Genomic DNA, 26,654 nt, shown 5'->3' with positions numbered 1-26,654 from the left:
GCTGTCGCGGTGACCTCCGACGCCGACGAGCGGCTGCGCGTCCTGTCGTTCGCGACCGCGGACCGCCGCACCGACTACCTCCGCGTCCTGCGCGCGTTCGATCACGCGCACCGCGACTACGCGGTCGTCCTCCACGCGCGCGACGTCGAGGCCCACGTCGCACACGACACCGCAGCCGGTGCGTCCGCACTCACCACCGCCGAGATCGCTCCCCTGCTCGAACAACTCCACACGTGGGGTGTCCTCGACCGCAGCTTCGACGGCCGCCGCGCGACGAGCCTCACCGAGTACCGCAACCGGCACTTCGTGTACCAGTTCACTCCCGTCGGGCATCAGGCCTTCGCCGCCGTCGACGAACTGCTGCGCAGCCGCGACGACGACATCGCGCTCGCCCGGCTCGCGCTTCCCGAGCTGCTCACCGATCTCACCGAACTCGCCGCGGCGACGCGCGACGGCGACGGCGAACTCGTCTACCGCAAGCTCAACCGGCTCGCGGCCACGTTCGCCGAACTCACCGACCGCGCGGCCCGCTTCTATCTCGCGATCGGCACGATCGCCAGGACGACGGACGCGAGCATCGACACCTTCCTCGCACACAAGGACGCCCTGCTCACCCACATGCGCGAGTTCGGACTCGACCTCGCGCGGTACGCCCCCACGCTGCGCGCCGCGATCGACGACGTCACGGCCGCGGGAGTCGAGTCGATGGTCGCCGCCGCCCGCCACGACGGCCGCGTGCTGCTCTCCCTCGACGAGCGCGCCGACCACTGGCGCGGCCGCTGGCTCGCGCTCAGTCGCTGGTTCGTCCCGGACGGCTCGGGACCGAGCGAGGCGCAACGGCTGCGGGACGCGACGACGAGCGCGATCGCAGGCGTCCTGTCGCTGCTGCGCCGGGTCACCGAGGGCCGCCGCACCGGCATCAGCCGTCACACCCAGCTGCGGACCCTCGCCGAGGCGTTCGCCGCCTCGCCCGACGATCACACGGCGCACTCCCTGTTCCGGACCGTCTTCGATCTCTCGGCCCCGCGTCACGTCGGTGTCGCCCACGAGGACGCCGACGTCGCCGGCGCGCACGACTCGTGGTGGGACGCCCCGCCGGTCCCCCTCTCGCGCACGCTCGCCGAGACGGGACGCACCGCGGCGCCCGCCGGTCCCGCGAAGCTCGAGCGCGACGACGACCGCGTCCGGCGACTGCGCGAACGTCAGCTCGAGACGGGCCGGGCGCGTCGCGCGGCGGCCGCGTCGCTCGCCGGCGGTGGAGTGCTCGGCCGCACGCTGTCGACCGCCGAGACCGACGTGCTGCTGCGACTGCTCGACACCGCGCTGTCGACCCGCGTGACCGTCTCCGGCCGCGTCGCCGACGTCAGCGGCGGTGGCGACGGCGTCCGTATCGACGTGCATTTCGACGACGCCGCCGTGACGGTGATCGACACCGACCGCGGCAGACTGCACCTCGCGGGATTCGAGGTGGCGGTCCGATGAGTACGCGTCCGGGCAGCACCGCTCCCGTTCCTGGTGGCGTCGACGCCGAGTCGTATCGGCGTGCGTTGCGGACGCTGCTGCTGCATCGCGTCGTCACCCCTGCATTTCCCGACCGCACCGCGCTGGTCGCGATCCGCCGATGGACGAGCGAGCTTCGCGACGACCTGCACGAGCTGTTCGGCTACCGCCTCGAGGTCACCGAAACGTGCGCGCGCGTGTGGGGAGTGCGGGACCGTCCCGCCCCTGCCGTGCCCGCCACGACGTCGACCGACCGGCCGTTCGATCGGCGCCGCTACGCGTACCTCGCCCTCGCCCTCGCCGCTCTCGGGCGCGGCGCCGACCAGATCACCCTCACCGAGCTCGCGGCGTCCGTCGTCGCCGACACCGCACACACCTCGGCCGTCGCACTCGACGTCGACCGCGCCGCCGATCGCGATGCGTTCGTGGACGCGGCGACCTGGCTCGTCACGCGCGGCGCACTGCGCCTCGCCGACGGCGACGCCTCCGGCTGGGCCGCGGATCCCGCTGCGGGCGAGGCACTCTACGACGTCGACCGCGCCGTCGTCGCCGCGCTGTTCCGTCCCGACACCGTGCTCGATTCGCCCGAGGCCGTCGCGCGGCTGCTGAGCGCCACCGCCCCCGCACCCGACGAGAACGCCGCGCAGCGGAGCCGCCGGCTGCGCCGCGCGCTCGTCGAACAGCCCGTGGTGTACGCGGCCGAACTCGGCGACGCCGACCGGCTGCTGCTCGCCCGGCCCGCGACGGCCGCGGCGGTCGCCGAGCCGCTCGGGCTCGTCGTCGAACACCGGCGCGAGGGCATCGCGCTCGTCGATCCCGCTGGCCGCTTCTCCGACGTCCGCTTCCCCGCGACCGGGACGATCGCGCAGGTGTCGCTGCTGCTGGCCGGGGAGATCGCCGAGTACGCCGCGCCGTGCGACCGGGGCGAGGACCCGCCGTTCGTGGCGCGTCCGTGGCTCGACGACACCGTCGCCGCCCTCACCCGGCGCTACGGCAGGACGTTCGCAGCACGCTGGCGTTCGGACGTCCCCGGACTGGCCGACGCCGCGCTCGACATGCTCGACCGCCTCGGCCTGATCGCGCACACGGACGGCGGAGTGCTCGCGCTGCCGCTGCTCGCACGCTTCCGCGGCGTCACCGTCGCCGTCCGAACTCTCGACGGCGCCGAGTTGTTCGCCGGCCCCGAACCACCCACCGGCCCCGACAGTCCCACCGACCCAGAACCGGGCCCCGTCGCCACAGAGGAAGAGAACACGTGAGCAGCGATCGTTTCCGGCCGAGCCGCGCGGGCATCGTCAATCTCTGGGACTACCGTGATCAGGAGTTCGTCTTCGCCGACGGGCGGCTCGTCCTGCGCGGACCGAACGGCTCGGGCAAGACGAAGGCGCTCGAGGTGCTGTTCCCGTTCGTGTTCGACGGCCGCATCGAGCCGCGGCGGCTCAACCCGTTCGCGGGCGAGGAGCGCACGATGCGCTCGAACGTCCTCTATCGCGGCCAGGAGAGCGCGCACGCCTACGTGTGGATGGAGTTCACGCGCGGCGACGCCGAGGATCCCGAGGCCGTCACGGTCGGGATCGGGATGCGCGCGAGCCGCGGCACCGACCGCGTCGCGCGCTGGTATTTCGTGGCAGACGGCCGCGTCGGCATCGACTTCTCGCTGCTCGGCCCGGACGACCGCCCGCTCACCCGTCGTCAGCTCGCCGACGAGGTGGGCGCCGACGCGATCGTCGATCGGCCGGTCGACTACCGGGCCGCGGTCGACGCCCGCATGTTCGGGCTCGGTCTCGAACGCTACGAGCAGCTCATCGACCTCGTCCTCACGCTGCGCCGTCCGCAGCTCGCGAAGAACCTCGATCCGAAGGGGCTCTCGCGCGCCCTGAGCGACGGGCTCCGGCCGCTCGACGACGCGCTCGTCCGCGAGGCCGCCGCGTCGTTCAGCGACATGGAGGACGTCGCGAAGGTGCTCGAGGGACTCGTCACCGCCGACGACGCCGCCCGCGCCTTCGTCGACGTGTACGGCGAGTACGTGCGGCAGCACGCCCACGCCGCGGCCGACGCCGTCTCGGCTCGGCTGCACGCCGTCCGCGAGTGCGCCGCCGCGCTCACGGACGCGACCGCGAGGACCCACGAGGCGCAGCGGACCCGGGACGACTCCGCCGCGCGGGTCGCGCGCGCCGAACGCGATCTCGAGGACGCGACCGCGCGTCAGGAGGCGTTGCGCCAGTCGGCCGCCTACGAGGGAAAGCAGCAGATCGACGATCTCGCGCAGTTCGTCGCCCGGCGCGAACAGATCGCGCAGCGCGATCGTGCCCGGGCCGACGAGGCCGCCGCGGCCGCCGCACAGCGTGCCGAGGCCCTCGGCGCCGCGACCGAGCGCGTCGAGCAGACCCGTACCGCGCTGACCCGTGCCGTCGACGCCCTCGCCGGCGCCGCGCGCGACGCCGGAATCGACTGGGCGCCACCGAGCGAGGGCGAATCGGCACTCGCGCTCTCGGTCCGCGACGCAGCACTCGCTCGCCAGGGCGATGTCGCCGCCGTGCGCGACGCCGCCGCCACGGCGGCGCGGGCGAGCACCGACCGCACCCGGGCCGAGGAGAGCGCCGAACGTGCCGAGCGCGACGCACAGGGCGCCGACGCCGCGCTCGCCGACGCCGAGAAGGCCGTCGAGCGCGCCCGCGTCGACGTCCTCGCGTCGCTTCGCGGCTGGCTCGCCGACCACCGCGACCTGCTGGCGACGCTCGACCCCGCCGCGACCGGCCTCGCCGACGACCTCGAACAGGCCGTCCGCGATGCCGGGGAACCGGATGCCCCGCTCCCGGCCGACGTCGTCGAACGCCGCTCCGCACCGGCCACGGCGACGGTGCGCGCCCGCGCCGCCGCTGCCGAGGCCCGCAGCGGCGAGATCGCGTCCCTGATCGCGGACCTCGAGTCCGAGCGCACCCGCATCGCGAGCGAGCAGGAGGACGCGCCACCCGCGTCGGCCACCCGCACCGACGACCGCACCGGACGCCCCGGTGCGCCGCTGTGGACCGTCGTCCGATTCCGCGACGGTGTCTCCGACGCCGACGCGGCGGGCATCGAAGCCGCGCTGACCGGAGCGGATCTGCTCGACGCCTGGGTCCTGCCGCCCGGAGTTCCGGTTCCCGAGATCCGGTCGGATCGCCTGCTGACGACCGCCGCGACCCCGCCCGCCGCGACTCCCGCCGCCGACGGCGCGCGGTCGCTGGCCGACGTCCTCGAACCGGATCTCGACACGAGCACCGGATGCGACACGAGCACCGGACTCGATGCGGAGGCCGTCGAGACCCTCCTGCGCGGAATCCGCCTCGTGGACCTCGCCTCGGGGAGCGCCGGCCCCCACGACCGGCAGGACGACGGGCCGTACACGATCGGTGTCGACGGCCGGTACCGCTTCGGCCCCGCCGTCGGCAGGCACACGAGCTCCCGCGCCGGTTTCATCGGTGCCACGGCCCGCGCGCGCCGCCGCGCCGAACGGATCGCCGTCCTCGACGACCGGCTCGCGGCGTCCCGCGACGACGCCGAGGCCGCCGCCGCCGACCTCGCGCACGCGCACGATCTGCTCACGCGCTTCGCCGCCGCTGCGGCGGCCGTGCCCCGCACCGGACCGATCGTCGCCGCGCGTGCGTCCCTGCGCGAGGCGGCGGGCGCCGCCACCTCGGTGCACCGCGCACACGCGACTGCCCGAGCCGGCGTCGACCGCGCCGTCGCCGACCACGCGACAGCGCTACGGCATCTGCGTGAACGCGCCGCGGTGCATCGCATCGCCGTCGACGCCGAGTCGCTCGACGCCGTGGCCGCGGCGATCACGTGGTTCGAGCGATGCGGCGAGACCGCGGCGCGCGCTCGTCGCGATGCCGACGACGCCGCACGCGACGCCCAGCGTGCAGGCGAATCCGCCGACGACACCGCACGCGTCGCCGCCGAGCGCTCCGAGGACGCCGCGGCGGTCGAGTTCGAACTCACCGCCGAGCGGGCGCGTCTCGACGCGCTCCGCGACACCCTCGGTGCCGACGCCTCACGCGTCGACGCAGAGCTCGAACGACTGCGCGGCACCGTCGACGCCGCGAAACGCGAGGTCCGTGACGCTCGCACCGCGCACGAGGCCGCCGTCGGCGACATCGGCTTCGCGGACGGCGCCGCCACGGCCGCGCGCGGCGCGCTGCGGTCCGCCGTCGACGAGATCCTGCGTGACAGCCGCGAACTCGCGGCGTACGCGCGCACCGACGTCCTGCGTATCGTCGGGGCCGTCGCGCCCGGAGAGCATCCGCCGGTGTGGCCCGACGACGCCGTGTGGCCCGACGCTGACGCGCTCGCGCATCGCCTCGAGGTCGAGGCCGCGACGGCCGACGTCCTGCCCGCCGGCGCGCAGTGGCTGCACGACGCGCTCGTCGCCGCGACCGAGGACGTGCGCAGCACCGAGGCGACGCGCAAGGCGATTCGCTCGAAACTCACCACCGCGCTGCAGGAGTTCGACGCGAGCCTCGCCGCGACCGGCGAGCACTACTCGCTGCGCTGGGACAACCCCGACGGGCTCACCGTGGTCGAGGTCCACGGCGACGGCGGCGCGGAGTCGATCGCCGACTTCTCGGCGCACATCGGTGCCGCGCGCAGCGAGCAGGAGTTGCTGCTCACCGACGCCGAACGGCGGATCCTCGAGGACGCCCTGCTCACCGGCCTCGCCCAGCAGATCCACGAACGCACGGTGGCCGCGCGCGAGATCATCGCCGCGATGGCGACCGAGATGCGGACCCGCCGCATGTCGTCGGGCTCGACCGTCGGCCTGCGCTGGGTGCTCGCCGACACCCTCGACGACGAGGGGCGCGCCGTCGCGAAGCTGCTCGAACGCGATGCGACGATGCTCGGCGCCGACGAGCTCACCCGGGTTCGGGCGTACTTCGCGTCACGGATCCGGGCCGAGCGCGCCGTGCATCCCGAACGCTCGTATCCCGAGATCCTGCGCACCGCACTGGATTACCGCACGTGGCGCAGTTTCGCGTTCTCGCTGATCGACCCGAGCGGCGAGGAGGAGCGGCTCACCGTGGCGCGGCACAGCGCGCTCTCCGGCGGCGAACAGTCGGTCTCGCTGCATCTTCCGCTGTTCGCCGCGGCGCACGTCATGCTCGCGTCCGCCGACCCGCAGGCACCGCGACTGCTCGCGCTCGACGAGGCGTTCGCGGGTGTCGACGAGAACGGGCGGACCGAACTCCTCGGTCTCACCGCACAATTCGACCTCGACCTGTTCATGACGGGCTACGACCTGTGGGTCACGAGCCCCGAGATCTCGGCGTGCGCGCACTACGATCTGTCGCACTCGAACGCCGAGCACGCCGTCGACGCACTGCTCGTGCTGTGGACCGGCGAGGAGATGCACGCCGAGTACACCGGTGCCCGGGATCTGGCGGCGACCCTCGGCTCCCCCGGGCGTCGCCGCGTCCTCGACACCGCTGGGGCACTGGACATCGAGCCCGCGGTCACCGGCTGACAGGGCGGTCCGCCGCCTCCCCCCGGCGGACCGGCGATCAGCGCAGGTCGATGCCCAGCAGGGCGTCGACGGCGTCGGCGATCGCGGCCGGAGCCTGCGCGTCGGACCCTTCGCCGTCGAGGCTCCGGGACGCCCATCCGTCGAGGGCGTCGATCGCCTTCGGGGTGTCGAGGTCGTCGGCGAGATGCTGCCGCACCCGCGCGATCACGTCGCCGGCGGGCACCCCGGCGGGGCGCGCCGCTGCACGCCGCCATCGGTCCAGGCGCCCCAGCGCCGTCGCCAGCACGTGGTCCGTCCAGAAGCGATCCTGCCGGTAGTGCCCGGCGAACAGGCCGAGCCGGATCGCGGCGGGATCGACGCCCGACTCCCGCAACTCGGAGACCTTCACCAGATTGCCGCGGCTCTTGGACATCTTCTCGCCGTCGAGGCCGATCATCCCGGTGTGCACGTAGAACCGCGCGAAACGCCGTTCCCCCGTGACGGATTCGGCGTGCGCGGCGGAGAACTCGTGGTGCGGGAAGACGAGATCGCTGCCGCCGCCCTGCACGTCGAACCCGGAGCCGATGCGGTTGAGCGCGATCGCCGAACACTCGACGTGCCAGCCCGGCCTGCCGGGACCGAACGGCGACGGCCACGACGGCTCGCCGTCGCGGGCGGCACGCCACACGAGGGCGTCGAGCGGATCGTGCTTGCCCGGCCGATCGGGATCACCGCCACGCTCGGCGAACAGCGCCGCCATGGTCTCGTGGTCGTAGCCGGACTCGTAGCCGAACTGCTCGGTGGCGTCGGCGCGGAAGTACACGTCGGGGTACTGCTCGTCGTCGACGACGTACGCCGCGCCCGACGCGAGCATCTTCTCCACCATCTCGACGACCTCGCCGATCGTCTCGACCGCACCCACGTAGTCGCATGGCGGCAGCACCCGCAACGCCGCCATGTCCTCGCGGAAGAGCGCGATCTCGCGGGCGCCCAGATCACGCCAGTCGACGCCGTCGCGCTCGGCCCGCTCGAACAGCGGATCGTCGACGTCGGTGATGTTCTGCACGTAGTGGACGTCGTGCCCGGCGTCGCGCCAGACCCTGCCCACGAGGTCGAACGTGAGGTAGGTCGCGGCATGACCGAGATGCGTCGCGTCGTACGGGGTGATGCCGCACACGTACATCGTCGCGACCGGTCCCGCGGCGACGGGGCGCACCTGCCGGTCGGCCGTGTCGTGCAACCGCAACGGCGGCCCCTGCCCTGGGACGGTGGGAACGGCGACCTCGGACCACGACTGCATATATCCGAGCCTAATGGAGCGGTTCGCGTCGCCCCGCGCCCGTCCCCGTCGGGAGGTCCGCCCGGAACGGCGGCCGATCCGTCAGAACGGCGGCCAGGGGATGCGGCGTGAGCCGTACGGCAGCGGCATCGTCGGATCCTCGACGAGGTCGACGGCACGCACCCCGAGCGCGGTCACCTCGTCGCGCGTGATGTGCTCGGCCAGCTGCTCCCCGAGTTCGCCGTCGAGCGACGACACGAGATCGGCGACGTCCACGACGAGCGGAGCGGGCACGCGCGTACCCGCCCATCCCCACAGCACCGTGCGCAGCTTGTCCTCGGTGTGCAGGCAGATGCCGTGATCGACGCCGTACACGGTGCCGTCGAGACCTTCGAGGACGTGACCGCCCTTGCGGTCCGCGTTGTTGATCAGGACGTCGAGGACCGCCATCCGGTGCAGCCGCGGATCGTCCGCGTGGACGAGCGAGATCGGTTCTCCCGCCGAGTCGATCGCCTCGAAGATCTCGAAGCATCCCGGCGGGGTGTGCGACGGCGAGCACAGGTCGACCAGGTCCGGGTCGCCGCCCCCGGCGCGATCGACGGAGTCGATCCAGCGCTGCACCATGCCGGCCCCGAACGGGCCGTCCCGCAGCAACGTTCGCGGGATCACGCCCCAGCCGAGCGCCTCCGAGACGAGGTACGACGCGTACTCGCGGCCCGCGAGCGTGCCGTCGGGAAAGTCCCACAGCGGGCGCTCGCCGCGCACCGGCTTGTAGACGCAGCGCACCGGGGTGCCGTCGGCGTCGTCGACGGTGCACACGAAGGTGGCGTTGCTCGCCGTCGTCACGGCACCGAGCACGGTGAGCTCGCCCGTCGCGAGCGGATCGTCGCCGCCCGCCCCCGGTGCGCCGCTCGCCGCGCTACTCACCGTCGTCGTCGAGTTCGGAGCCGGTGAGACCGAACATCTGGCCGCGCTTGTAGCCGTTGGTGCGGATGCACACGTGACCCTCGGGCGCGAGCGGCTCGCCGCACAGCGGGCACGGCTGCCGGCCCGCCGCGATGACGAGTTCGGACCGCAGCGAGAACTCCCGTGCCTGAGCGGGAGTGAGGAACACTCGCACGGCGTCCGGGCCGTCCTCCGTGTCGTCGAGTACGACCGACTCGTCGAACTCGGTCTCGGTCACGGCGAGCAGTTCCACGACGACGGACTCGGCGTCGGCATCCCAGCCGAGGCCCATCGTCCCGACGCGGAACTCGGCGTCGACCGGCATCTCGAGCGGCTCGGAGTCCTCGACCTCGGAGGACTCGGGCGGGATGGCCGTGCCGAGCCGGCGGGCGACCTCGTCGAGCAGCAGACCCATCCGGTCGGCCAGCACCTGGACCTGCTGCTTCTCGAGCAGCACGCTGACGATGCGGGCCTCGTGGACCGCCTGCAGGTAGAACGACCTGTCGCCGGGCTCGCCGACGGTTCCCGCGACGAACCGATCAGGAGTGCGGAAGACGTGAATCGCGCGCGGCATGGACACCTCCCTCGGCTCCGCAGGCCCCGTGGCGGGCGCCCTGCGTCGTTGCGTGCCGCCTCGTGTTCTCGACACGGCTGTTCTCGGCGCTCGGGCACCCGGTGCGGTGCCGCGCGGCCGCCGTCGGCCCCGCACTCGTCGTCACACCTCACCTCCCGGTACCGCGGCAGCGGGCTGCTCGCGCGGGGCGAGCCCCGCGACGACCCCGCCGACGTCGTTCGTGCGCAGCACGTAGGGCCGCGTCGGGGTGTATCGCACGACGCTGACCGACGCCGGCTCGACGACGATCCGCTGGAAGCCGTCGAGATGGATGCCGAGCGCATCGGCGAGGACGGACTTGACGACGTCGCCGTGCGTGCACGCGACCCACAGGACGTCGCGACCGTGTTCGGCCGCGAACCGCGCGTCCAGCTCGCGCACCGCCGCGACGGCGCGCGCCTGCACGTCCGCGAGGCCCTCGCCGCCCGGGAAGACCGCGCCCGACGCGTGCTGCTGGACGGTCTGCCACAGCGGTTCGTTCACGAGTTCCGACAGCGCGCGCCCCGTCCACGACCCGTAGTCGACCTCGACGAGCCGATCCTCGACGATCGGCTCGAGCTCCAAGGCCTCCGCGAGCGGCGCCACGGTCTGCGCGCACCGCAGCAGCGGCGACCGCACGATCGCGCTCGGCTCACCGCCCGCGAACCGCGCCACCAGACCACGCGCCTGCTCGAGGCCGTGGTCGTCGAGTTCCACACCGGGCGAGCGGCCGGCGAGCGTGCGAGCGGTGTTCGACGTCGACCGACCGTGCCGCAGAAGTACCACCGTCACCGGACCCAGCGTAGTGCCGGGCCGCGGTGCGCGCGGTCGACGCGCAGGGGTGTTCGCCCCCGGCGCAATCGTCAGGTCGCCGAGACGACCCCGGTCGCCAGCAGTGCGAGGACGATGACGCCGAGACCGATGCGGTAGCCGACGAACCAGTACATCGAGTGGTTCACCACGAAGCGCAGCAGCCACGCGATCGACGCGTAACCGACCACGAACGCGATGATCGTCGCCACGACCAGCTGCGGTCCGCTCGCGACGAGTCCCCCGCCCGCGGGCTCGAATGCGTCGGGAAGGCTGAAGAGCCCGGACGCGACGACGGCGGGAATGGCGAGCAGGAACGAGTACCGCGCGGCGGCCTCACGTGTGAGACCGAGGAACAGGCCGGCACTGATCGTGCCGCCCGAGCGCGAGACGCCCGGGATCAGCGCGAGCGCCTGCGCCGAGCCCATCACGATGCCGTCCTTGAGCGTGAGGTGCTCGATGTCGCGACGCTTGCGGCCGTAGCGTTCGGCGGCGGCGATCACGAGCGCGAACACGATGAGCATCGTCGCGATGAGCCACAGGTTGCGTGCGACGGTGCGGATCTCGTCCTTGAAGAGGAAGCCGAGGATGCCGACGGGGATGGTGCCGATGATGACGTACCAGCCCATCCGGTAGTCCAGGTCGCCGCGGTGCTCGGGATGGAACAGGCCGCGGAACCAGCCGCGCACGATCGTCACGATGTCCCGCGCGAAGTAGAGCACGACGGCGGCCTCGGTTCCCAGCTGCGTCACGGCGGTGAACGACACTCCCGCGTCGGTGCCGAAGAACACCTCGGACACGATCCGCATGTGCCCGGATGAGGAGATCGGGAGGAACTCGGTCAGTCCCTGCACGAGGCCCAGCACGATGGTCTGGACCCATGTCATCGCTTCGGTCACCGGGCACGCCCCCCGCACCGCGGCGTCACCGGCCGGCCCCGGGTAGCCGCACAACGGACAGTACGGACAGTGTGGTCGGGCCTCACGCCGGCGAGTCCTCGCCGCACGGCGAGACTCGCCACGATCGCTTCATCGTTCACGCGAACACGGTACCGGCACGGCGGCGCGGCGTGGCGAGGCGACCGATGCGGCCGTCACGAATTACTGTGCACACGCGACACATCCGGCCACCGCACCGTGCGCCGGCCGACAGGAACGACGCAGGAGCCGACGCGGGAGCCATGGAACAGAGAACGGTGGGGACGAGTGGGCTGCGGGTCTCGCAGCTCGGACTCGGCACGTTGACGTGGGGACGCGACACCGGTGGCGACGAGGCCGCCGCCCAGCTGTCGGCGTTCGTCGACGCGGGTGGGACGCTCGTCGACTCGTCGCCCGCGTACGGCGACGGCGCGGCACAGCGGATCCTCGCCGAACTGCTCGGCGACGTGGTCCCGCGGCGCGATGTGATCGTGAGCACGAGTTCGGGTGTCGGCCCGGCACCGGAGCCGGGAGCCGCGCGCCACGTCGACTGCTCGCGGCGCGCGCTGCTCGGTCAGCTCGACGAGACACTGCTCGAACTCGGCACCGATCACGTCGACGTGTGGCAGGTCGCGACGTGGGATCCGCATACTCCCGTCGACGAGGTCGCCGCGACGCTCGATCACGCCGTCGCGAGCGGACGCGCGCGGTACGTCGGGGTACGCGGCTACCTGGGCTGGCAGCTCGCGACCGCGGCGAGCGCGGCGTCGGCGCCGCTCACCGCGACCCAGGTCGAGTACTCGCTGCTCGCGCGCGGCGTCGAGGAGGAACTCGTCCCGGCCGCGCGCCACCACGGTCTCGGTGTGTTCGCGGCGGTGCCGCTCGCGGGCGGTGTGCTCACGGGCAAGTACCGCGACGGCATCCCGGCGGACTCGCGCGGCAGCGACGAACTGCTCGCCGCGAGTGTGCGGCGGTATCTCGACGCGCCGTCGGCGCGCGTCGTCGATGCGCTCGTGACGGCCGCGGACGGCCTGGGAACGTCTCCGCTCGCCGTCGCGCTCGCCTGGGTGCGTGACCGGCCCGGCGTCGCGAGCGCCGTCGTCGGCGCGCGCGATCTGGCGCAGCTGACCGGAGTCCTCGACGCCGCGACCGTCGAACTGCCGCCTGCGATCGCGGCCGCACTCGACGACGTCAGCGCGTGAGGCGGGCGGCCACCGAGCGACAGGTAGGCAGGGCAGGCTAACCTGATCTGGACGCGGCCGAGTCGTCGCGACCGTCCCGAGGAGGTACACATGTCGACGATTCCCCACGTGCGCGGGCTCTCCGAACGCCTCCGCACCGACACCGCCGACGCCCATCGGCAGGCCGAGGAATCCGGATTCGTCGACGCCCTCCTCGCCGGCGAACTGCCGATCGAGGCGTACGCCGAACTCCTCGCGCAGAGCTACCTGATCTACGAGGCCCTCGAGCGGGTCGGCGCCGAGTCGGCCGACGACCCGATCGTCGCCGAGTTCCTCGCCGACGAACTGCTCCGCGTCCCCGCCCTCGAGGCCGACCTCGCGCACCTGCGCGGCGCCGGGTGGCGCGAGACCCTCACCGCGCTGCCCGCGACGGCGCGCTACGTCGAGCGCATCGAGAGCGCGCGGACCGATCCCGCAGTCTTCGTCGCCCACCACTACATCCGCTATCTCGGCGATCTCTCGGGCGGCCAGATCATCCGCCGCAAGGTCGGCGACGCGTACGGCCTGACCGGCGACGGCGTGCGCTTCTACATCTTCGACGAGATCCCCAAGCCCAAGCCGTTCAAGGACGCCTACCGCGCGAGCCTCGACGCCGCGCCGTTCGACGATCTCCAGGCGCAGCGCATCGTCGACGAGGTCACGGCCGCGTACGAACTCAACCGCGCCCTGTTCGCCGACCTGGACGAGTTCGCACGCCGATGACCGCTCTCACCGCACACCGCCCGGCCCGCACTCTCCTCGCCGTGGTGGCGAGCATCGTCGTGGTCGCGATCGGTCCGGCCGGCTGCAGCACCCCCGCGACGGAGGACGACTCGCCGCGAATCGGTCACCGCGTCGCGACGCTCGATCCCGCCGACCCCGAGCCGATCGCGACCGCGCCGACGCCCGTGCTGCCCGCGACCGTCACGGACGCCGAAGGCACCGAGGTCACCGTCGAGGACGTCTCGCGGATCGTCGCGGTGGACCGTCACGGCACCCTGACCCAGACGGTGTACGCGCTCGGTCTCGGCGACAACCTCGTCGGCCGCGACATCGCCGCGAAGTTCCCCGCCGTCGAGGACGTCCCCGTCGTCAATCCCGGCGGTCAGTCGCTCAACGCCGAGGCGATCCTCGATCTGCGTCCGACCGTCGTGCTCACCGACACGACGATCGGCCCGCGCGGCGTGCAGGATCAGCTCCGCGCCGCCGGGGTCCCGGTCCTGTTCATGGACCCGACGCGGTCGCTGGACACCGTCGACGATCAGATCCGCGCGACCGCCGCGGTGCTCGGCCTCCCCGACGAGGGCACCGCACTCGCCGATCGGACGCAGTCGGAGATCGCGGCGGCCCGCACCCGCGCACCCGAAGGCGCCGATCCGCTCTCGATCGCCTTCGTCTACAGCCGCGGCCCGGCGATCACGATGCTCGGCGGCCCCGGATCGGGCGCGGACTCGCTCATCGACGCGCTCGGCGCCGTCGACGCCGGAACGCGCGCCGGGCTCACCGCCGAGTTCACGGCGATCACGAGCGAAGCGATGATCGCGGCCTCCCCCGACGCCTTCCTCATGATGACGCACGGCCTCGAGTCGATCGGCGGCGTCGACGGGCTCGAACAGGTCCCGGGGATCGCGCAGACCCCCGCCGGCCGCACCGAATCCGTCGTCGACATGGAGGACGGCCTGCTCCTGGGCTTCGGCCCGAACACCGGCCGCGTCCTCGCCGCACTCGCCGACGCCTTCTACCCCGACACCGGCTCGTGAGTACCGAGGCCGCACCGCACCAGCGGGCGGCGCCGGCCCGGCCGAACGCGCGACCGACCCGGGTCGGCGTCGTTCTCGCGATCCTCGTCGTGGGACTGCTCGCCGCGGCCGTCGCGTCCGCGTGCATCGGGCAGGTCTCGACGTCGCCCGCCGAGGTACTCGGCTCGATCCTGCACTGGATGGGCCTCGACCTCGGGCCGCTGCCCGCGCATCCCGCGGGTCAGGTGACGCTGTGGGAGGTCCGCTTCCCGCGCGTCGTCCTCGCGATGCTCGTGGGCGCCGGGCTCGGCTGCTCCGGCGCACTCCTGCAGGGCGTGTTCGCCAATCCGCTCGCCGAACCCGGCGTCATCGGCGTCTCGTCGGGCGCCGCCGTCGGCGCGAGCGCGGCGATCGTCGCGGGCGCGTCCTTCGCCGCGGGGTGGACGGTCGCTGCGGCCGCGTTCGCCGCGGGCCTCGTCACGACGGCGGGCGTGTACATGCTGTCGCGTCACGCCGGCCGTACCGAGGTCGTCACCCTCGTGCTCACGGGCGTCGCGGTCAACGCCTTCGCGGGCGGCCTCATCGCGTTCTTCACGTTCGTCGCGTCGCCCGCCGCGCGCGACCAGATCGTCTTCTGGCAGCTCGGGTCGCTCTCGGGCGCCACCTGGAACGCGGTGTCGGTGGTCGCGCCGATGTGCCTCGTCGGTATCGCCGCGGCGATGCTCATCTCGCGGCGGCTTGACCTGCTCTCGCTCGGCGAGAGCGCCGCACGGCACGTCGGTCTCGACGTCGAGCGGCTCCGTCAGATCGCGGTCGTCGTGGTCGCGATCCTCGTCGCGTCGAGCGTCGCCTTCACCGGCATCATCCTGTTCGTCGGCCTCGTCGTCCCGCACCTCATGCGCATCGCGGTCGGGCCGGGCCACCGCATCCTCATCCCGGCGAGCGCACTGTGCGGAGCGCTCGTGCTGCTGGTCGCCGACCTCGGGGCACGCACCCTCGTCCCGAACGCCGATCTGCCGCTCGGCATGCTCACGGCGCTGGTCGGCGGCCCGTTCTTCTTCTGGCTGCTCCGCCGCACCCGCGCACGACAGGGAGGCTGGGCATGAGCCGGCTGCTCGCCCGCGCCCGCGCCGCGCTCGGGCACACCCCCGTCCCGGAACCGGTCGCACCCGGCGCCGTCACGATGGCGGCCGAGAACGTCGCGCTCGCGCACGGCGACCGCACCGTCCTCTCGGACGTCGATCTGCAGGTGCACGCCGGCGAACTGCTGGTCCTCGTCGGCCCGAACGGCGCCGGCAAGTCCACGCTCCTCGCGGCACTCGCGGGCGATCTGGCACCGACGTCCGGCACGATCCTGCTGGGCGAACGGCCGATCGACTCGTACGGCCCGCTCGAGATGTCCCGTCGCCGCGCGGTGCTGCAGCAACAGAACACCGTCGGTTTCCCGTTCTCCTCGCTCGAGGTCGTCCGGATGGGCCGGGCGCCGTGGCTGCGTACCCCACGCGAGGACGACGACGAGCAGATCGTCGCCGACGCGATGGAGCAGTGCGATGTCACCCGTTTCGCCGACCGCGCGTTCACGTCGCTCTCGGGCGGCGAGCGTGCGCGCGTCGCCCTCGCCCGCGTCCTGGCGCAGGACACCGAGACGATCCTGCTCGACGAGCCCACCGCCGCCCTCGACCTCGGCCATCAGGAGACGGTGATGACGATCGCCCGCGATCACGCGCGGGCCGGTCGCGCCGTCGTCGTCGTCCTCCACGATCTCGGACTCGCCGCGGCCTACGCCGATCGCATCGTCGTCCTCGAGGACGGCAGGATCGCCGCGGCGGGGCCACCGGCGGAGATTCTCACGGCCGAACTGCTCACCCGCGTGTATCGCCATCCGATCGAACTCGTCGCCCACCCGGCGACGGGTGCACTGCTCGTGGTCCCTCACCGCGTCGGCCCCCAACGCGTCGTTCCCGAACGCACCCGATGACGGGGTCCCGGTGACCGGCGCCGTTCGGCGATCGTGGATGCTGGAAGCCGGGTCCGTTCACGCCGTGCGGCCCGCCGCACGGCCGAGCAGCCTTTTCGCCGAGACGAACGAGGAGCGCACACAGTGGGATGGGTGAGGACCGGTGGAGCCCGGTCCGTCGCGGCGGTCGCCGCGATCGTGGCACTGGCAGGCTGCTCGACGGGCGGCGAGGACGAGGCCGCACCCGAGGTCGTGGTGTCGGCGGAGGTACCGGCCGCGCCCGAGCCGACCGCGTCACCCGCCGGTGAGGTCTCCCCCGCGGCGCCGATCGACATGCTCGCCGTGTCCGCGCCCGGCCGCACGCTCGTGGCCGTCGAGACGGACCGCACCAGGCTCTCGATGCTGCCGCTCGACGATCTCGCGGCCGAGCCCCGCACCGTCGAGACCGATTCCGAGATCCTCGACATCCACACCGCCCCCGACGGCGCCGTGCTCCTCGCGCTCGACGGCGCGGTCGGCACCCTCGATCCCGAGAACGGCGAGATCGAGCGCATTCCCGTCGACGGCCGCGTCACCGCCGTCGCGGCGCTCGACGACGGCCGACTCGCCGTCGGTGTCGCCGGAGACGACGCCGACGGTGGTTCCGACATCCGGATTCTCGGCGCCGGCGGCGACGTCGAGGCCACGATCGGCGGCATCGCCTCGGTCGACGACCTCGCCGTGACCGACGGGCGGCTCACCGCGCTCGACCGCACCCAGACCTCGGTGACCGAGATCGTCGTCGACGAGGAACGCCTCGGCCTGGCACTGCGCGCAGGCGAGGGCGCGACCGAACTCACCACCGACCACTTCGGCCGGATCCTCGTGTCCGACACGATCGGCCACGAGGTGCTCGTCCACACGACGGGCGATCTCATGCTGCGCCAGCGCTTCCCCACCGGCGAGGCACCCTTCGCCGTCGCCTACGACGACGTCCACGAACGCGTGTGGGTGAGCTTGCCCGGAACCAACGAGGTCGTCGGCTACGATCTCGGAACCGGCGTGGGTGTCGAGACCGAGCGCTTCACGACGGTCCGCCAGCCCGATGCTCTCGCGGTCGACCCCGAGAGCGGAAGCCTGATCGTGGCCTCGGCAACGGGCGACGGGGTGCAGCGGATTCCGATCGGGAGGCCCTAGATGGGATTCAACGCCAGGCGACTCCCCGCGAGCTGGGACACCGCATCGGAGGACTTCGAGTACGTCCCCGTGAAGCTCCCGCCCGACGTCACGCGAGTGGGGGCGGCGCTGCGGCTGCAACTCCAGGCCGAGTTCGGCGGCTGGGAACTCTCCCGGGTCCGGCGGTATCCGGACGGTACGCGTGGCGTGCTGCTCAAGCGTCGCAAGAGCGCGCGGCACGTCCCGGAGCCCGACGTGTCGTAACGCGACGGCGCACGCTGCGCCTCGCGCACGTCGCCCGTCACGACCGACCGTCACGATCCGAGGGACCTGGAGAAACCACGTGTACTCCCTGCTGCTGCGCCTGATGTTCCTGCTCCCGCCCGAACGCATCCACCACCTCGCGTTCGCGGCGATGCGCGTCGTCACGCGCACCCGCGTCCTGCGGACGGTCGCCCGCATGACGCTCACCGTCTCCGATCCGGTGCTGCGGAGCACCGTGTTCGGCGTCGACTTCCCCGCGCCGCTCGGGCTCGCCGCCGGATTCGACAAGAACGCCGACGGCGCCGACACGTGGGGCGCGATGGGCTTCGGCTACGCCGAGATCGGGACCGTCACCGCACAGGCGCAGCCCGGCAATCCGACGCCGCGACTGTTCCGGCTGCCCGACGATCACGCCCTGCTCAATCGCATGGGATTCAACAATCACGGCGCCGGTAGTGCCGCCAACAATCTCCGTCGGCGCCGGTCCGGCGACGTCCCGATCGGGGCGAACATCGGCAAGACGAAGGTCGTCGCAGCCGCGGACGCGGCTGCCGACTACACCGCGAGTGCGCGGCTGCTCGGCCCACTCGCGGATTTCGTCGTCGTCAACGTTAGCTCACCGAACACGCCGGGGCTGCGGGATCTGCAGGCCGTGCACGCGCTGCGGCCGATCCTCGAGGCAGTCCTCGCGACCGTGACGGTGCCGGTGCTGGTGAAGATCGCCCCCGATCTCGTGGACGACGACATCGACGCCGTCGCCGACCTCGCGCTCGAACTCGGGCTCGCCGGCATCGTCGCGACGAACACGACGATCAGCCGCGACGGGCTCGCGACGCCGTACCCGTCGGTCGCCGCGCTCGGTCCCGGCGGCATCTCCGGTCCGCCGGTCGCGCGGCGTTCGCTCGAGGTCCTGCAGCGGTTGCACGCCCGCGTCGGCGGCCGCCTCGTCATCGTCTCGTCGGGCGGCATCACGACGGCGGACGACGCGTGGGAACGCATCCGCGCGGGCGCGTCGCTCGTCCAGGGCTACACGGGCTTCGTCTACGGCGGGCCGTTCTGGGCCCGCGGCGTCCACAAGGGGCTCGCCCGGCGTGTGCGCGAGGCGGGGTACGCGTCGATCGCCGACGCCGTGGGCACCGGCGCCTGAACCTGCCCCGACGGACTCGTCGGACACGACTCGGCCGGGCGGACGTCGTCCGCCCGGCCGAGTGTCACGCCGCCGCCTGGCGGCGGCTCACTGCTCGTAGGTGCCTCACTGCTCGTAGGTGCCGACGATCCGCGCCCGCGCGATCGCGTGGGAGAACAGGTTGAACCCGAGGAAGGCGGGAGTGGAGTCCTCCGTGACGCCTTCGAGGCGCGCGACGTCCACGGCGTGCACGACGATCATGTAACGGTGCGGTCCGTGCCCCGCCGGCGGAGCGGCGCCGAGGAACCGGTGCAGGCCCGCGTCGTTGCGGAGCGTGACGGCGGTCGACGGCAGGCCCGTCCCGTGGTCGTCGCCCGCGGCCGTCACGAGCGTCGTCGTCGTGACGGGAATGTTCGCGACGGCCCAGTGCCAGAAGCCCGACGCCGTCGGGGCGTCGGGGTCGTAGACCGTCACCGCGAAGCTCTTCGTCTCCGCCGGGAACCCGGACCACGACAGCTGCGGCGACTCGTCGTAGCCGCCCGCGCCCATGATCCCGCTGACCTGCTCGGGGCGCAGCGGCTGCCCGTCGGTGACATCGGTCGAGGTCAACTCGAACGACGGCAACTCCGGCAGCGTCGAGTAGGGGTCGAAAGCCATGCGCTGGTTCCTTTCCTCGTGAGGTGAACGTCCGGGGCCGGACGTTCCGGGCAGAACGGGGGCCGGTCAGCAGTTCCGCAGGAAGTGGTCGAGCACGCGAGTCCCGAACTCGAGCGCGTCGACGGGGACGCGTTCGTCGACACCGTGGAACAGCGCACTGAAGTCCAGGTCGGGCGGCAGTCGCAGCGGGGCGAAGCCGAAGCAGCGGATTCCGATCTTCTTGAAGGCCTTCGCGTCGGTCCCCGCCGACAGCATGTACGGAACGGTGCGCGCGCCGGGATCGTGCGCGAGGATCGCCTCGTTCATGGCGTCGACGAGGTCGCCGTCGAACGTCGTCTCGTACGAGTCGAGATCGGTGATCCACTCCATCTCGACGTCGGGGCCGATCAGTTCGCGGACGGTGCGCTCGAACTCGGCGCGGCGGCCGGGCAGCACGCGGCAGTCGACCGTGGCCGTCGCGGTCTGCGGGATCACGTTCGCCTTGTACCCGGCCGAGAGCATCGTCGGATTGGCGGTGTCGCGCAGTGTCGCGCCCACGATGTTGCCGATGCCGCCGAGCTTCGCGAGCATCCCCTCGATGTCGGGCGAGTGGGGATCGAAGTCGAGGCCCGTCTCCTCGCTCACTGCCTCGAGGAACTCGGCGAGCGCGTCGGACACCACGAGCGGGAAGCGGTGCGTCCCGAGCCGCGCGACCGCCTGGGCGAGCGTCGTCACGGCGTTCTCGCTGTGGAGGAAGGACCCGTGCCCGGCGCGGCCGTGGGCGGTGAGCCGCATCCAGCCGAGCCCCTTCTCGGCGGTCTCGACCAGGTAGAGGCGTCGCTCGGTGCCGTCCGGGCGCGGCACGGTGAGCGAGTACCCACCGACCTCGCCGACCGCCTCGGTCACGCCCTCGAAGAGGTCGGGCCGGTGCTCGACGAGCCATTGGCAGCCGTACCTGCCCCCGTTCTCCTCGTCGGCGACGAACGCGAACACGAGATCGCGGGGCGGGACGACTCCCTCGGCGGCGAACCGACGGGCGACCGCGAGCGTCATGCCGACCATGTCCTTCATGTCGACGGCGCCGCGTCCCCACACGTACCCGTCCTCGACGGCGCCCGAGAACGGATGCACCCGCCAGTCGGCCGGCTCGGCGGGGACGACGTCGAGATGACCGTGGATCATGAGCGCGCCGCGCGAGGGGTCCGCACCGCGCAGCCGCGCGAAGACGTTGCCGCGTCCCGGAGCGCCGGACTCCACGTACTCCGTCTCGAAGCCGACCTCCTCGAGTTTGCCGGCGACCCACTGCGCACACTCGCGTTCACCGCGCGTCGTGGCGAGGTCGCCGGTGTTGGAGGTGTCGAATCGGATCAGCGACGAGACGAGTTCGACGACCTCGGCTTCGGCTCGGTTCGGGGCGGCGGGAGCGGATGCGGAGCACACACCACTTTCCTACCATCGACCGCAGGTCTCGGGCGGGCGGCGCGACACACGGAGGAAGGCGCATTCGTCCCGCCGGATTGCGCCCGGGAACCGGCCCGACCAGGCGATTTGGGTCGGTCGCGAAGATCGGTTAGTCTTTTGCAGCGCCCGGAGAACGGGAGCGAAGCAAGTCCGAGTGGCGGAATGGCAGACGCGCTAGCTTGAGGTGCTAGTGTCCTATTAACGGACGTGGGGGTTCAAGTCCCCCCTCGGACACTCTGAGTTGAGACAGACGAAGCAAGGCCTCGGTTCACCGGAACCGGGGCCTTTCTTCGTGAAGGAGAGCGTCCGCCGATGACAGCGATCGACGAGACCGGCACCACACCGGCAGATCCCACCCCCGCTTCGGCCGGCGGCATCGACCGCGCCGATCTCGACACGTGCCTGCGCGTGATCGACCAGGCAGCGGAGATCGGATGGGACCACCCCGATTCGATCGAACTGCAGCGCGCGGTGGGCCACATGTTCAAGCGGCTCAAGAAGGCCAAGCGTGCCGCCGCACGCGACGCGAAGTCCGAGGCCGACCGCCGTGTCGTCGCCGCGACGGCGACGGGCTCACCCGGCCGCATCGACGACGAGACCGCCGGCATCGCGCTCAGCTCGACCGCGCGAGGTGCGAGCGCGGGAACGCTGATCCGGCCACGCCCGTGCTACGTGTGCAAGCAGCGCTACACCGTCGTCGACGCGTTCTATCACCAGCTGTGCCCCGACTGCGCTGCGGCGAATCACGCCAAGCGCGATCAGCGCACCGATCTGCGCGGACGGCGGGCCCTGCTCACCGGTGGCCGCGCCAAGATCGGCATGTACATCGCGTTGCGGCTCCTCCGCGACGGTGCCGACCTCACGATCACGACGCGCTTCCCGCAGGACGCGATCCGGCGCTTCCGCGCGCTCGAGGACGCCGACGACTGGCTCCACCGGCTGCACGTCGTCGGGATCGACCTGCGCGACCCCGCCCAGGTCATCGCGCTCGCCGATTCGGTCGCCGAAGGCGGTCCCCTCGACATTCTGATCAACAACGCCGCGCAGACGGTGCGCCGCTCCCCCGGCGCCTACTCGGCGCTGGTCGAGGCCGAGGCCGGGCCGCTGCCGGCGGGCGAGCTGCCCGACGTCGTGGTGTTCGGCAAGCCCAGCGAGGCGCACCCCGCGGCGCTCGCGGGCGCACTGCCCAGCGGCCGCGCCCTGAGCGGCGCGAGCCTCGCCGAGTCGGTGACGTCGCTCGCGATGGTCGCGCGATCCGCGACCGCCGACCGCATCGCGACGGGCGTCGCCGTCGATGCGGGTGGGCTGCTACCCGACCTCGGCACGACGAACAGCTGGGTGCAGACGGTCGAGGAGGTCGACCCCGTCGAACTGCTCGAGGTGCAGCTGTGCAACTCGACGGCGCCGTTCATCCTCGTCTCGCGGCTACGCCCGGCGATGGCGGCGTCGAACGCGCACCGCAAGTACGTCGTCAACGTCTCCGCGATGGAGGGCCAGTTCGGCCGCGGCTACAAGGGCCCCGGGCACCCGCACACGAACATGGCGAAGGCAGCGCTGAACATGCTCACCCGCACCAGCGCGAACGAGATGGCGGCCGAGGGCATCCTCATGACGGCGGTCGACACCGGCTGGATCACCGACGAGCGTCCGCACGAGACCAAGATGCGCCTCGCGGACGAGGGCTTCCACGCGCCGCTCGATCTCGTGGACGGCGCCGCGCGCGTCTACGACCCGATCGTGATGGGCGAACAAGGCGTCGACCTCTACGGGTGCTTCCTCAAGGACTACCGACCCTCACCCTGGTGACCACGTGCCCTGGTGACCACGCTTGTAGGGTCGGTCACATGAGCGAGCACAACGACAACACCGTGACGTCGACGCCGGTCGCCTCCGGCGGGGGGCAACGGGAGCCCGGCAGCACACCCCGAGAGTTCGACATCGTCGTGTACGGCGCGAGCGGTTTCGTGGGGACCCTCCTCGCGGAGTACCTCGCCGCCAATGCTCCCGAGGGCGTGACGATCGCGCTCGGCGGCCGATCCCGCGAGAAGCTCGAACGCGTCCGCGACGGCCTCGGCGACCGCGCCGCGCAGTGGCCGATCGTCGTCGCCGACTCCTTCGACCGTGACGCGCTCGATTCGCTCGCGGCGCGCACGCGCGTCGTGGCGACGACCGTCGGCCCGTACGCCCGATTCGGCCGCGAACTCGCAGGCGCGTGCGCGGACGCGGGCACCGACTACGTCGACCTCACGGGTGAGGTCCTCTTCGCACGCGAGAGCATCGACGACAACCACAAGCGTGCCGAATCGACGGGCGCTCGGATCGTGCACTCGTGCGGGTTCGATTCCGTCCCTTCGGATCTCGCGGTGCATCTGCTCCACGGTGCCGCATCCGCCGACGAGCAGGGCGAGCTGACCGACACGACGATGCTCGTGTCGTCGCTGCGCGGCGGCATCAGCGGCGGAACGATCGATTCGCTGCGCACCCAGGTCGTCGAGGGTGCATCGGATCGGACGGCGCGGCGGCTCATGCTCGACCCGTACGCACTCAGTCCCGAACGCGCGCGCGAACCCGACCTCGGCCGCGAACTCGACATGCAGATCGCCCGCGGCGACGCGATCGGCCCCGGAGTGCAGGGCACGGCCGCACCGTTCGTCATGGCCTCCTACAACACGCGCGTCGTCCGCCGCAGCAACGCCCTGCTCGACTGGGCGTACGGCCGCGAGTTCCGGTACCGAGAGGTGATGAGCGTCGGGTCGTCGCGCTGGCTGTCCCCCGTGCTCGCCGGGGTGGTGTCGGCCGGGCTCGGCGGCCTCGTCGCGGGCCTCGCCGCACGGCCGACACGCGCGCTGCTCGACCGCGTCCTGCCGTCTCCCGGCGACGGCCCGAGCGAGAAGACCCGGCAGCGGGGGCGCTTCACGATCGACACCTACACCGTGACGACGACCGGCGCCCGCTACGTCGCCCGATTCGGCGCGCAGGGCGACCCCGGCTATCAGGCAACGGCCGTGATGCTCGGCGAATCCGCGCTCGGCCTCGCCCTCGACCGCGACGCGCTGCCCGCCGTCGCGGGGGTCCTCACCCCGGCGACCGCGCTCGGCGACGTGCTCGTCGAACGCCTGCGCGCCCGTGGTTTCGACATCTCCGTCCGGCGGCTGTGACGGCGCCCGAGCCGACTGCGCGACCGCACATCGCGTCAAATTACCCCCAGGTAACATCGTCCCCGTGTGCACCGGTGTCCCGGTGCCCGAGTCAGCCGAGAGAAGTGAGGCAGATCCTATGACCGAACGCGTTCAGGTCGGTGGCCTTCAGGTCGCCGAGGTGCTCTACGACTTCATCGAGAAGGAAGCCCTGCCGGGCTCCGGTGTCGACTCGGAGACCTTCTGGACCGGCGCCGACAAGATCTTCGCCGACCTCGCGCCGAAGAACCGCGCACTCCTCGGCAAGCGCGACGAGTTGCAGGAGCGCATCGACGCGTGGCACCAGGCGCACCCGGGCACGCCCGACGTCGCCGAGTACAAGAGCTTCCTCGAGGAGATCGGCTACCTCGTCCCGCAGCCGGAGCCGTTCCAGGTCACCACGCAGGGCGTCGACACCGAGATCGCGTCGACGGCCGGCCCCCAGCTCGTCGTCCCGGTCCTCAACGCGCGCTTCGCCCTCAACGCGTCCAACGCGCGCTGGGGCTCGCTGTACGACGCGCTGTACGGCACCGACGCCATCTCGGAAGAGGGTGGTGCCGAGAAGGGCACCGAGTACAACCGGGTCCGCGGCGACAAGGTCATCGCATGGGCCCGAGATCTTCTCGACACCGCCGCTCCGCTCGAGACCGGATCCCACAAGGACTCGACGAGCTACACGATCGTGGACGGCGCGCTGAAGGTCGACCTCGCCGACGGCACCACCACCGGCCTCGAGCAGCCCGGCAAGCTCGTCGGCTACCTCGGCGATCCCGCGTCGCCGACATCGGTCCTGCTGCGCAACAACGGCCTTCACATCGACATCGAGATCGATCCGAAGTCCCCTGTCGGGTCGACCGACGCCGCTGGCGTCAAGGACGTCGTCCTCGAGTCGGCCGTCACGACGATCATGGACTTCGAGGACTCCGTCGCGGCGGTCGACGCCGACGACAAGGTCGTCGGCTACCGCAACTGGCTCGGCCTCAACCGCGGCGACCTCTCCGAGGAGATCGCGAAGGGCTCCACGACCTTCACGCGCACGCTCAACGCCGACCGCGTCTACACCGCGATCGACGGCGGCGAGCTGACCCTGCACGGACGTTCGCTGCTGTTCGTCCGCAACGTCGGGCACCTCATGACCAACCCCGCGATCCTCGACAGCGAGGGCAACGAGCTGCCCGAGGGCATCCTCGACGCCCTCGTCACGGCACTCACCGCGATCCCGGGCCTGAGCCGCAGCGAGACCGCCGGCCCGCTCGACAACAGCCGCACCGGATCGATCTACATCGTCAAGCCCAAGCAGCACGGTCCCGAGGAGGTCGCGTTCACGACCGAACTGTTCGGTCGTGTCGAGCAGGTGCTCGGCCTTCCCGCGAACACCCTCAAGGTCGGCATCATGGACGAGGAGCGGCGCACGACGCTCAACCTCGCCGCATGCATCAAGGAGGCGAGCGAGCGTGTCGTCTTCATCAACACCGGCTTCCTCGATCGCACCGGTGACGAGATCCACACCTCGATGGAGGCAGGCGCGATGGTGCGCAAGGCCGACATGAAGAAGCAGACGTGGATCGCCGCCTACGAGGACCAGAACGTCGACGTCGGGCTCGCGACCGGACTCGAGGGCAAGGCGCAGATCGGCAAGGGCATGTGGGCCATGACTGAACTCATGGCGGACATGCTCGACCAGAAGATCGGCCACCCGCGTGCCGGTGCCACGACGGCGTGGGTGCCGTCGCCCACCGGGGCGACACTCCACGCGACGCACTACCACCAGGTCGACGTCTTCGCGGTGCAGGACGAACTGCGCGGCGGCACGCGCACGACGATCGAGCAGCTGCTGACCATCCCGCTCGCGGAGTCGACCGACTGGTCCGACGCCGAGAAGCGCGAGGAACTCGACAACAACTGCCAGTCGATCCTCGGCTACGTCGTGCGCTGGATCAGCCAGGGCGTCGGGTGCTCGAAGGTCCCCGACATCCACGACGTCGCGCTCATGGAGGATCGCGCGACGCTGCGCATCTCGAGCCAGCTGCTCGCGAACTGGATCCGGCACTCGATCGTCTCGGTCGACGACGTCGTCGCGTCGCTCGAGCGCATGGCGCCGATCGTCGACCGCCAGAACGAGAACGATCCGTCGTACCGGCCGATGGCACCGGACTTCGCGAACAGCATCCCGTTCCAGGCGGCGAAGGAACTCGTTCTCGAGGGGACGAAGCAGCCGAGCGGCTACACCGAGCCGATCCTGCATCGGCGCCGTCGCGAGTTCAAGGCGGCTTTCGCCTGGTGACGCGCTGCGGCCGCACTATCGTGCGGCCGCTACGCTGGTAGCGACCTCCCGGCTCGGCCCCGCCACTTCCGGTGGCGGGGCCGAGCCGCACGAGTCCCCGAACGTCACGAT

At 72.0% G+C, this 26,654-nt stretch carries 21 protein-coding genes and 1 tRNA gene; 15 read left to right on the top strand and 7 right to left on the bottom strand.

Annotation, left to right across the window (positions count from 1 at the left end):
* Window positions 1-9 precede the first annotated feature (9 nt).
* The 3 genes from RR1_RS02545 to RR1_RS02535 are packed head-to-tail and all read left to right on the top strand — an operon-like array spanning window position 10 to window position 7,003.
* On the top strand, window positions 10-1,482 hold the full coding sequence (locus tag RR1_RS02545) for a TIGR02677 family protein (RefSeq protein WP_010836312.1): 1,473 nt from the start codon (window positions 10-12) through the stop codon (window positions 1,480-1,482).
* A complete protein-coding gene (locus RR1_RS02540; protein ID WP_010836313.1) occupies window positions 1,479-2,759 on the top strand; it encodes a TIGR02678 family protein in 1,281 nt (426 codons plus the stop codon). Before RR1_RS02545 ends, RR1_RS02540 begins: the two co-directional genes overlap by 4 nt.
* The gene (locus RR1_RS02535; protein ID WP_010836314.1) at window positions 2,756-7,003 is read left to right on the top strand and encodes a TIGR02680 family protein; all 4,248 of its coding nucleotides are present in this window, start codon (window positions 2,756-2,758) and stop codon (window positions 7,001-7,003) included. Before RR1_RS02540 ends, RR1_RS02535 begins: the two co-directional genes overlap by 4 nt.
* A 37-nt stretch (window positions 7,004-7,040) precedes the next feature.
* Here RR1_RS02535 and mshC read toward each other — a convergent pair whose 3' ends face one another.
* The 5 genes from mshC to RR1_RS02510 all read right to left on the bottom strand — a co-directional run bounded on the left by mshC (window position 7,041) and on the right by RR1_RS02510 (window position 11,507).
* Entirely contained in the window at window positions 7,041-8,282 is a 1,242-nt protein-coding gene (mshC, locus tag RR1_RS02530) for a cysteine--1-D-myo-inosityl 2-amino-2-deoxy-alpha-D-glucopyranoside ligase (protein ID WP_010836315.1), read from the bottom strand.
* An 81-nt stretch (window positions 8,283-8,363) separates the two neighbouring features.
* On the bottom strand, window positions 8,364-9,188 hold the full coding sequence (locus tag RR1_RS02525; RefSeq protein ID WP_010836316.1) for an SCO1664 family protein: 825 nt from the start codon (window positions 9,186-9,188) through the stop codon (window positions 8,364-8,366).
* The gene (locus RR1_RS02520) at window positions 9,181-9,780 is read right to left on the bottom strand and encodes a DUF3090 domain-containing protein (protein ID WP_010836317.1); all 600 of its coding nucleotides are present in this window, start codon (window positions 9,778-9,780) and stop codon (window positions 9,181-9,183) included. The genes RR1_RS02525 and RR1_RS02520 overlap by 8 nt, the downstream gene beginning before the upstream one ends.
* 141 nt (window positions 9,781-9,921) lie before the next feature.
* Window positions 9,922-10,590: a histidine phosphatase family protein gene (locus RR1_RS02515; protein WP_010836318.1), complete on the bottom strand. Its 669-nt coding sequence runs from the start codon at window positions 10,588-10,590 to the stop codon at window positions 9,922-9,924.
* Between the two features lie 71 nt (window positions 10,591-10,661).
* Window positions 10,662-11,507, bottom strand: a complete 846-nt coding sequence (locus RR1_RS02510) for an undecaprenyl-diphosphate phosphatase (RefSeq protein ID WP_010836319.1) — start codon at window positions 11,505-11,507, stop codon at window positions 10,662-10,664.
* A 281-nt stretch (window positions 11,508-11,788) separates the two neighbouring features.
* On the opposite strand from RR1_RS02510, the gene RR1_RS02505 reads away from it, so the two are divergent.
* The 8 genes from RR1_RS02505 (at window position 11,789) to RR1_RS02470 (ending at window position 19,007) form a co-directional block, all read left to right on the top strand.
* A complete protein-coding gene (locus tag RR1_RS02505; RefSeq protein WP_010836320.1) occupies window positions 11,789-12,727 on the top strand; it encodes an aldo/keto reductase in 939 nt (312 codons plus the stop codon).
* A gap of 90 nt (window positions 12,728-12,817) precedes the next feature.
* On the top strand, window positions 12,818-13,468 hold the full coding sequence (locus tag RR1_RS02500; RefSeq protein WP_010836321.1) for a biliverdin-producing heme oxygenase: 651 nt from the start codon (window positions 12,818-12,820) through the stop codon (window positions 13,466-13,468).
* Window positions 13,465-14,505: a heme/hemin ABC transporter substrate-binding protein gene (locus RR1_RS02495; RefSeq protein ID WP_010836322.1), complete on the top strand. Its 1,041-nt coding sequence runs from the start codon at window positions 13,465-13,467 to the stop codon at window positions 14,503-14,505. The genes RR1_RS02500 and RR1_RS02495 overlap by 4 nt, the downstream gene beginning before the upstream one ends.
* Window positions 14,502-15,590 carry a FecCD family ABC transporter permease gene (locus RR1_RS02490; RefSeq protein ID WP_010836323.1) on the top strand — a complete coding sequence of 363 codons (1,089 nt, stop codon included), beginning with the start codon at window positions 14,502-14,504 and terminating at the stop codon, window positions 15,588-15,590. Before RR1_RS02495 ends, RR1_RS02490 begins: the two co-directional genes overlap by 4 nt.
* Window positions 15,587-16,462 (top strand): heme ABC transporter ATP-binding protein, encoded by an 876-nt coding sequence (locus RR1_RS02485; RefSeq protein WP_010836324.1) that lies wholly within the window; start codon window positions 15,587-15,589, stop codon window positions 16,460-16,462. The genes RR1_RS02490 and RR1_RS02485 overlap by 4 nt, the downstream gene beginning before the upstream one ends.
* A 132-nt stretch (window positions 16,463-16,594) precedes the next feature.
* The gene (locus RR1_RS02480) at window positions 16,595-17,617 is read left to right on the top strand and encodes a YncE family protein (RefSeq protein ID WP_040772056.1); all 1,023 of its coding nucleotides are present in this window, start codon (window positions 16,595-16,597) and stop codon (window positions 17,615-17,617) included.
* Window positions 17,618-17,860: a DUF5703 family protein gene (locus RR1_RS02475; protein WP_010836326.1), complete on the top strand. Its 243-nt coding sequence runs from the start codon at window positions 17,618-17,620 to the stop codon at window positions 17,858-17,860.
* A 79-nt stretch (window positions 17,861-17,939) separates the two neighbouring features.
* Entirely contained in the window at window positions 17,940-19,007 is a 1,068-nt protein-coding gene (locus RR1_RS02470; RefSeq protein WP_010836327.1) for a quinone-dependent dihydroorotate dehydrogenase, read from the top strand.
* A 105-nt stretch (window positions 19,008-19,112) separates the two neighbouring features.
* Here RR1_RS02470 and RR1_RS02465 read toward each other — a convergent pair whose 3' ends face one another.
* Window positions 19,113-19,643, bottom strand: coding sequence for a YbhB/YbcL family Raf kinase inhibitor-like protein (locus RR1_RS02465; RefSeq protein ID WP_010836328.1), 531 nt, complete (start codon window positions 19,641-19,643; stop codon window positions 19,113-19,115).
* A 66-nt stretch (window positions 19,644-19,709) separates the two neighbouring features.
* Entirely contained in the window at window positions 19,710-21,062 is a 1,353-nt protein-coding gene (locus RR1_RS02460; RefSeq protein ID WP_010836329.1) for a M20/M25/M40 family metallo-hydrolase, read from the bottom strand.
* A gap of 169 nt (window positions 21,063-21,231) precedes the next feature.
* On the opposite strand from RR1_RS02460, the gene RR1_RS02455 reads away from it, so the two are divergent.
* From RR1_RS02455 to RR1_RS02440, 4 genes are all read left to right on the top strand, one after another.
* A tRNA-Leu gene (locus tag RR1_RS02455) sits at window positions 21,232-21,317 on the top strand.
* Window positions 21,318-21,395: 78 nt separating this feature from the next.
* Entirely contained in the window at window positions 21,396-22,889 is a 1,494-nt protein-coding gene (locus tag RR1_RS02450; RefSeq protein WP_010836330.1) for an SDR family NAD(P)-dependent oxidoreductase, read from the top strand.
* 38 nt (window positions 22,890-22,927) lie between these two features.
* The gene (locus tag RR1_RS02445) at window positions 22,928-24,241 is read left to right on the top strand and encodes a saccharopine dehydrogenase family protein (RefSeq protein ID WP_010836331.1); all 1,314 of its coding nucleotides are present in this window, start codon (window positions 22,928-22,930) and stop codon (window positions 24,239-24,241) included.
* A 118-nt stretch (window positions 24,242-24,359) separates the two neighbouring features.
* Window positions 24,360-26,543, top strand: a complete 2,184-nt coding sequence (locus tag RR1_RS02440; RefSeq protein WP_010836332.1) for a malate synthase G — start codon at window positions 24,360-24,362, stop codon at window positions 26,541-26,543.
* The last annotated feature ends 111 nt before the right edge of the window (window positions 26,544-26,654 follow it).

It is taken from the genome of Rhodococcus rhodnii NBRC 100604 (assembly GCF_001894925.1).
Lineage (GTDB): Bacteria > Actinomycetota > Actinomycetes > Mycobacteriales > Mycobacteriaceae > Rhodococcus_F > Rhodococcus_F rhodnii.
Note: the sequence above shows the minus strand (reverse complement) of the source record. Positions and strands in the feature narration are given on the sequence as shown.

Bases quoted from the DNA above. Each gene is read 5' to 3' on its own strand.
- RR1_RS02540 (WP_010836313.1), top strand. From the start codon at position 1,479: ATGAGTACGCGTCCGGGCAGCACCGCTCCCGTTCCTGGTGGCGTCGAC.
- RR1_RS02475 (WP_010836326.1), top strand. From the start codon at position 17,618: ATGGGATTCAACGCCAGGCGACTCCCCGCGAGCTGGGACACCGCATCG.
- RR1_RS02465 (WP_010836328.1), bottom strand. From the start codon at position 19,643: ATGGCTTTCGACCCCTACTCGACGCTGCCGGAGTTGCCGTCGTTCGAG.
- RR1_RS02495 (WP_010836322.1), top strand. From the start codon at position 13,465: ATGACCGCTCTCACCGCACACCGCCCGGCCCGCACTCTCCTCGCCGTG.
- RR1_RS02450 (WP_010836330.1), top strand. From the start codon at position 21,396: ATGACAGCGATCGACGAGACCGGCACCACACCGGCAGATCCCACCCCC.
- RR1_RS02505 (WP_010836320.1), top strand. From the start codon at position 11,789: ATGGAACAGAGAACGGTGGGGACGAGTGGGCTGCGGGTCTCGCAGCTC.
- RR1_RS02440 (WP_010836332.1), top strand. From the start codon at position 24,360: ATGACCGAACGCGTTCAGGTCGGTGGCCTTCAGGTCGCCGAGGTGCTC.
- mshC (WP_010836315.1), bottom strand. From the start codon at position 8,282: ATGCAGTCGTGGTCCGAGGTCGCCGTTCCCACCGTCCCAGGGCAGGGG.
- RR1_RS02520 (WP_010836317.1), bottom strand. From the start codon at position 9,780: ATGCCGCGCGCGATTCACGTCTTCCGCACTCCTGATCGGTTCGTCGCG.
- RR1_RS02485 (WP_010836324.1), top strand. From the start codon at position 15,587: ATGAGCCGGCTGCTCGCCCGCGCCCGCGCCGCGCTCGGGCACACCCCC.
- RR1_RS02445 (WP_010836331.1), top strand. From the start codon at position 22,928: ATGAGCGAGCACAACGACAACACCGTGACGTCGACGCCGGTCGCCTCC.
- RR1_RS02500 (WP_010836321.1), top strand. From the start codon at position 12,818: ATGTCGACGATTCCCCACGTGCGCGGGCTCTCCGAACGCCTCCGCACC.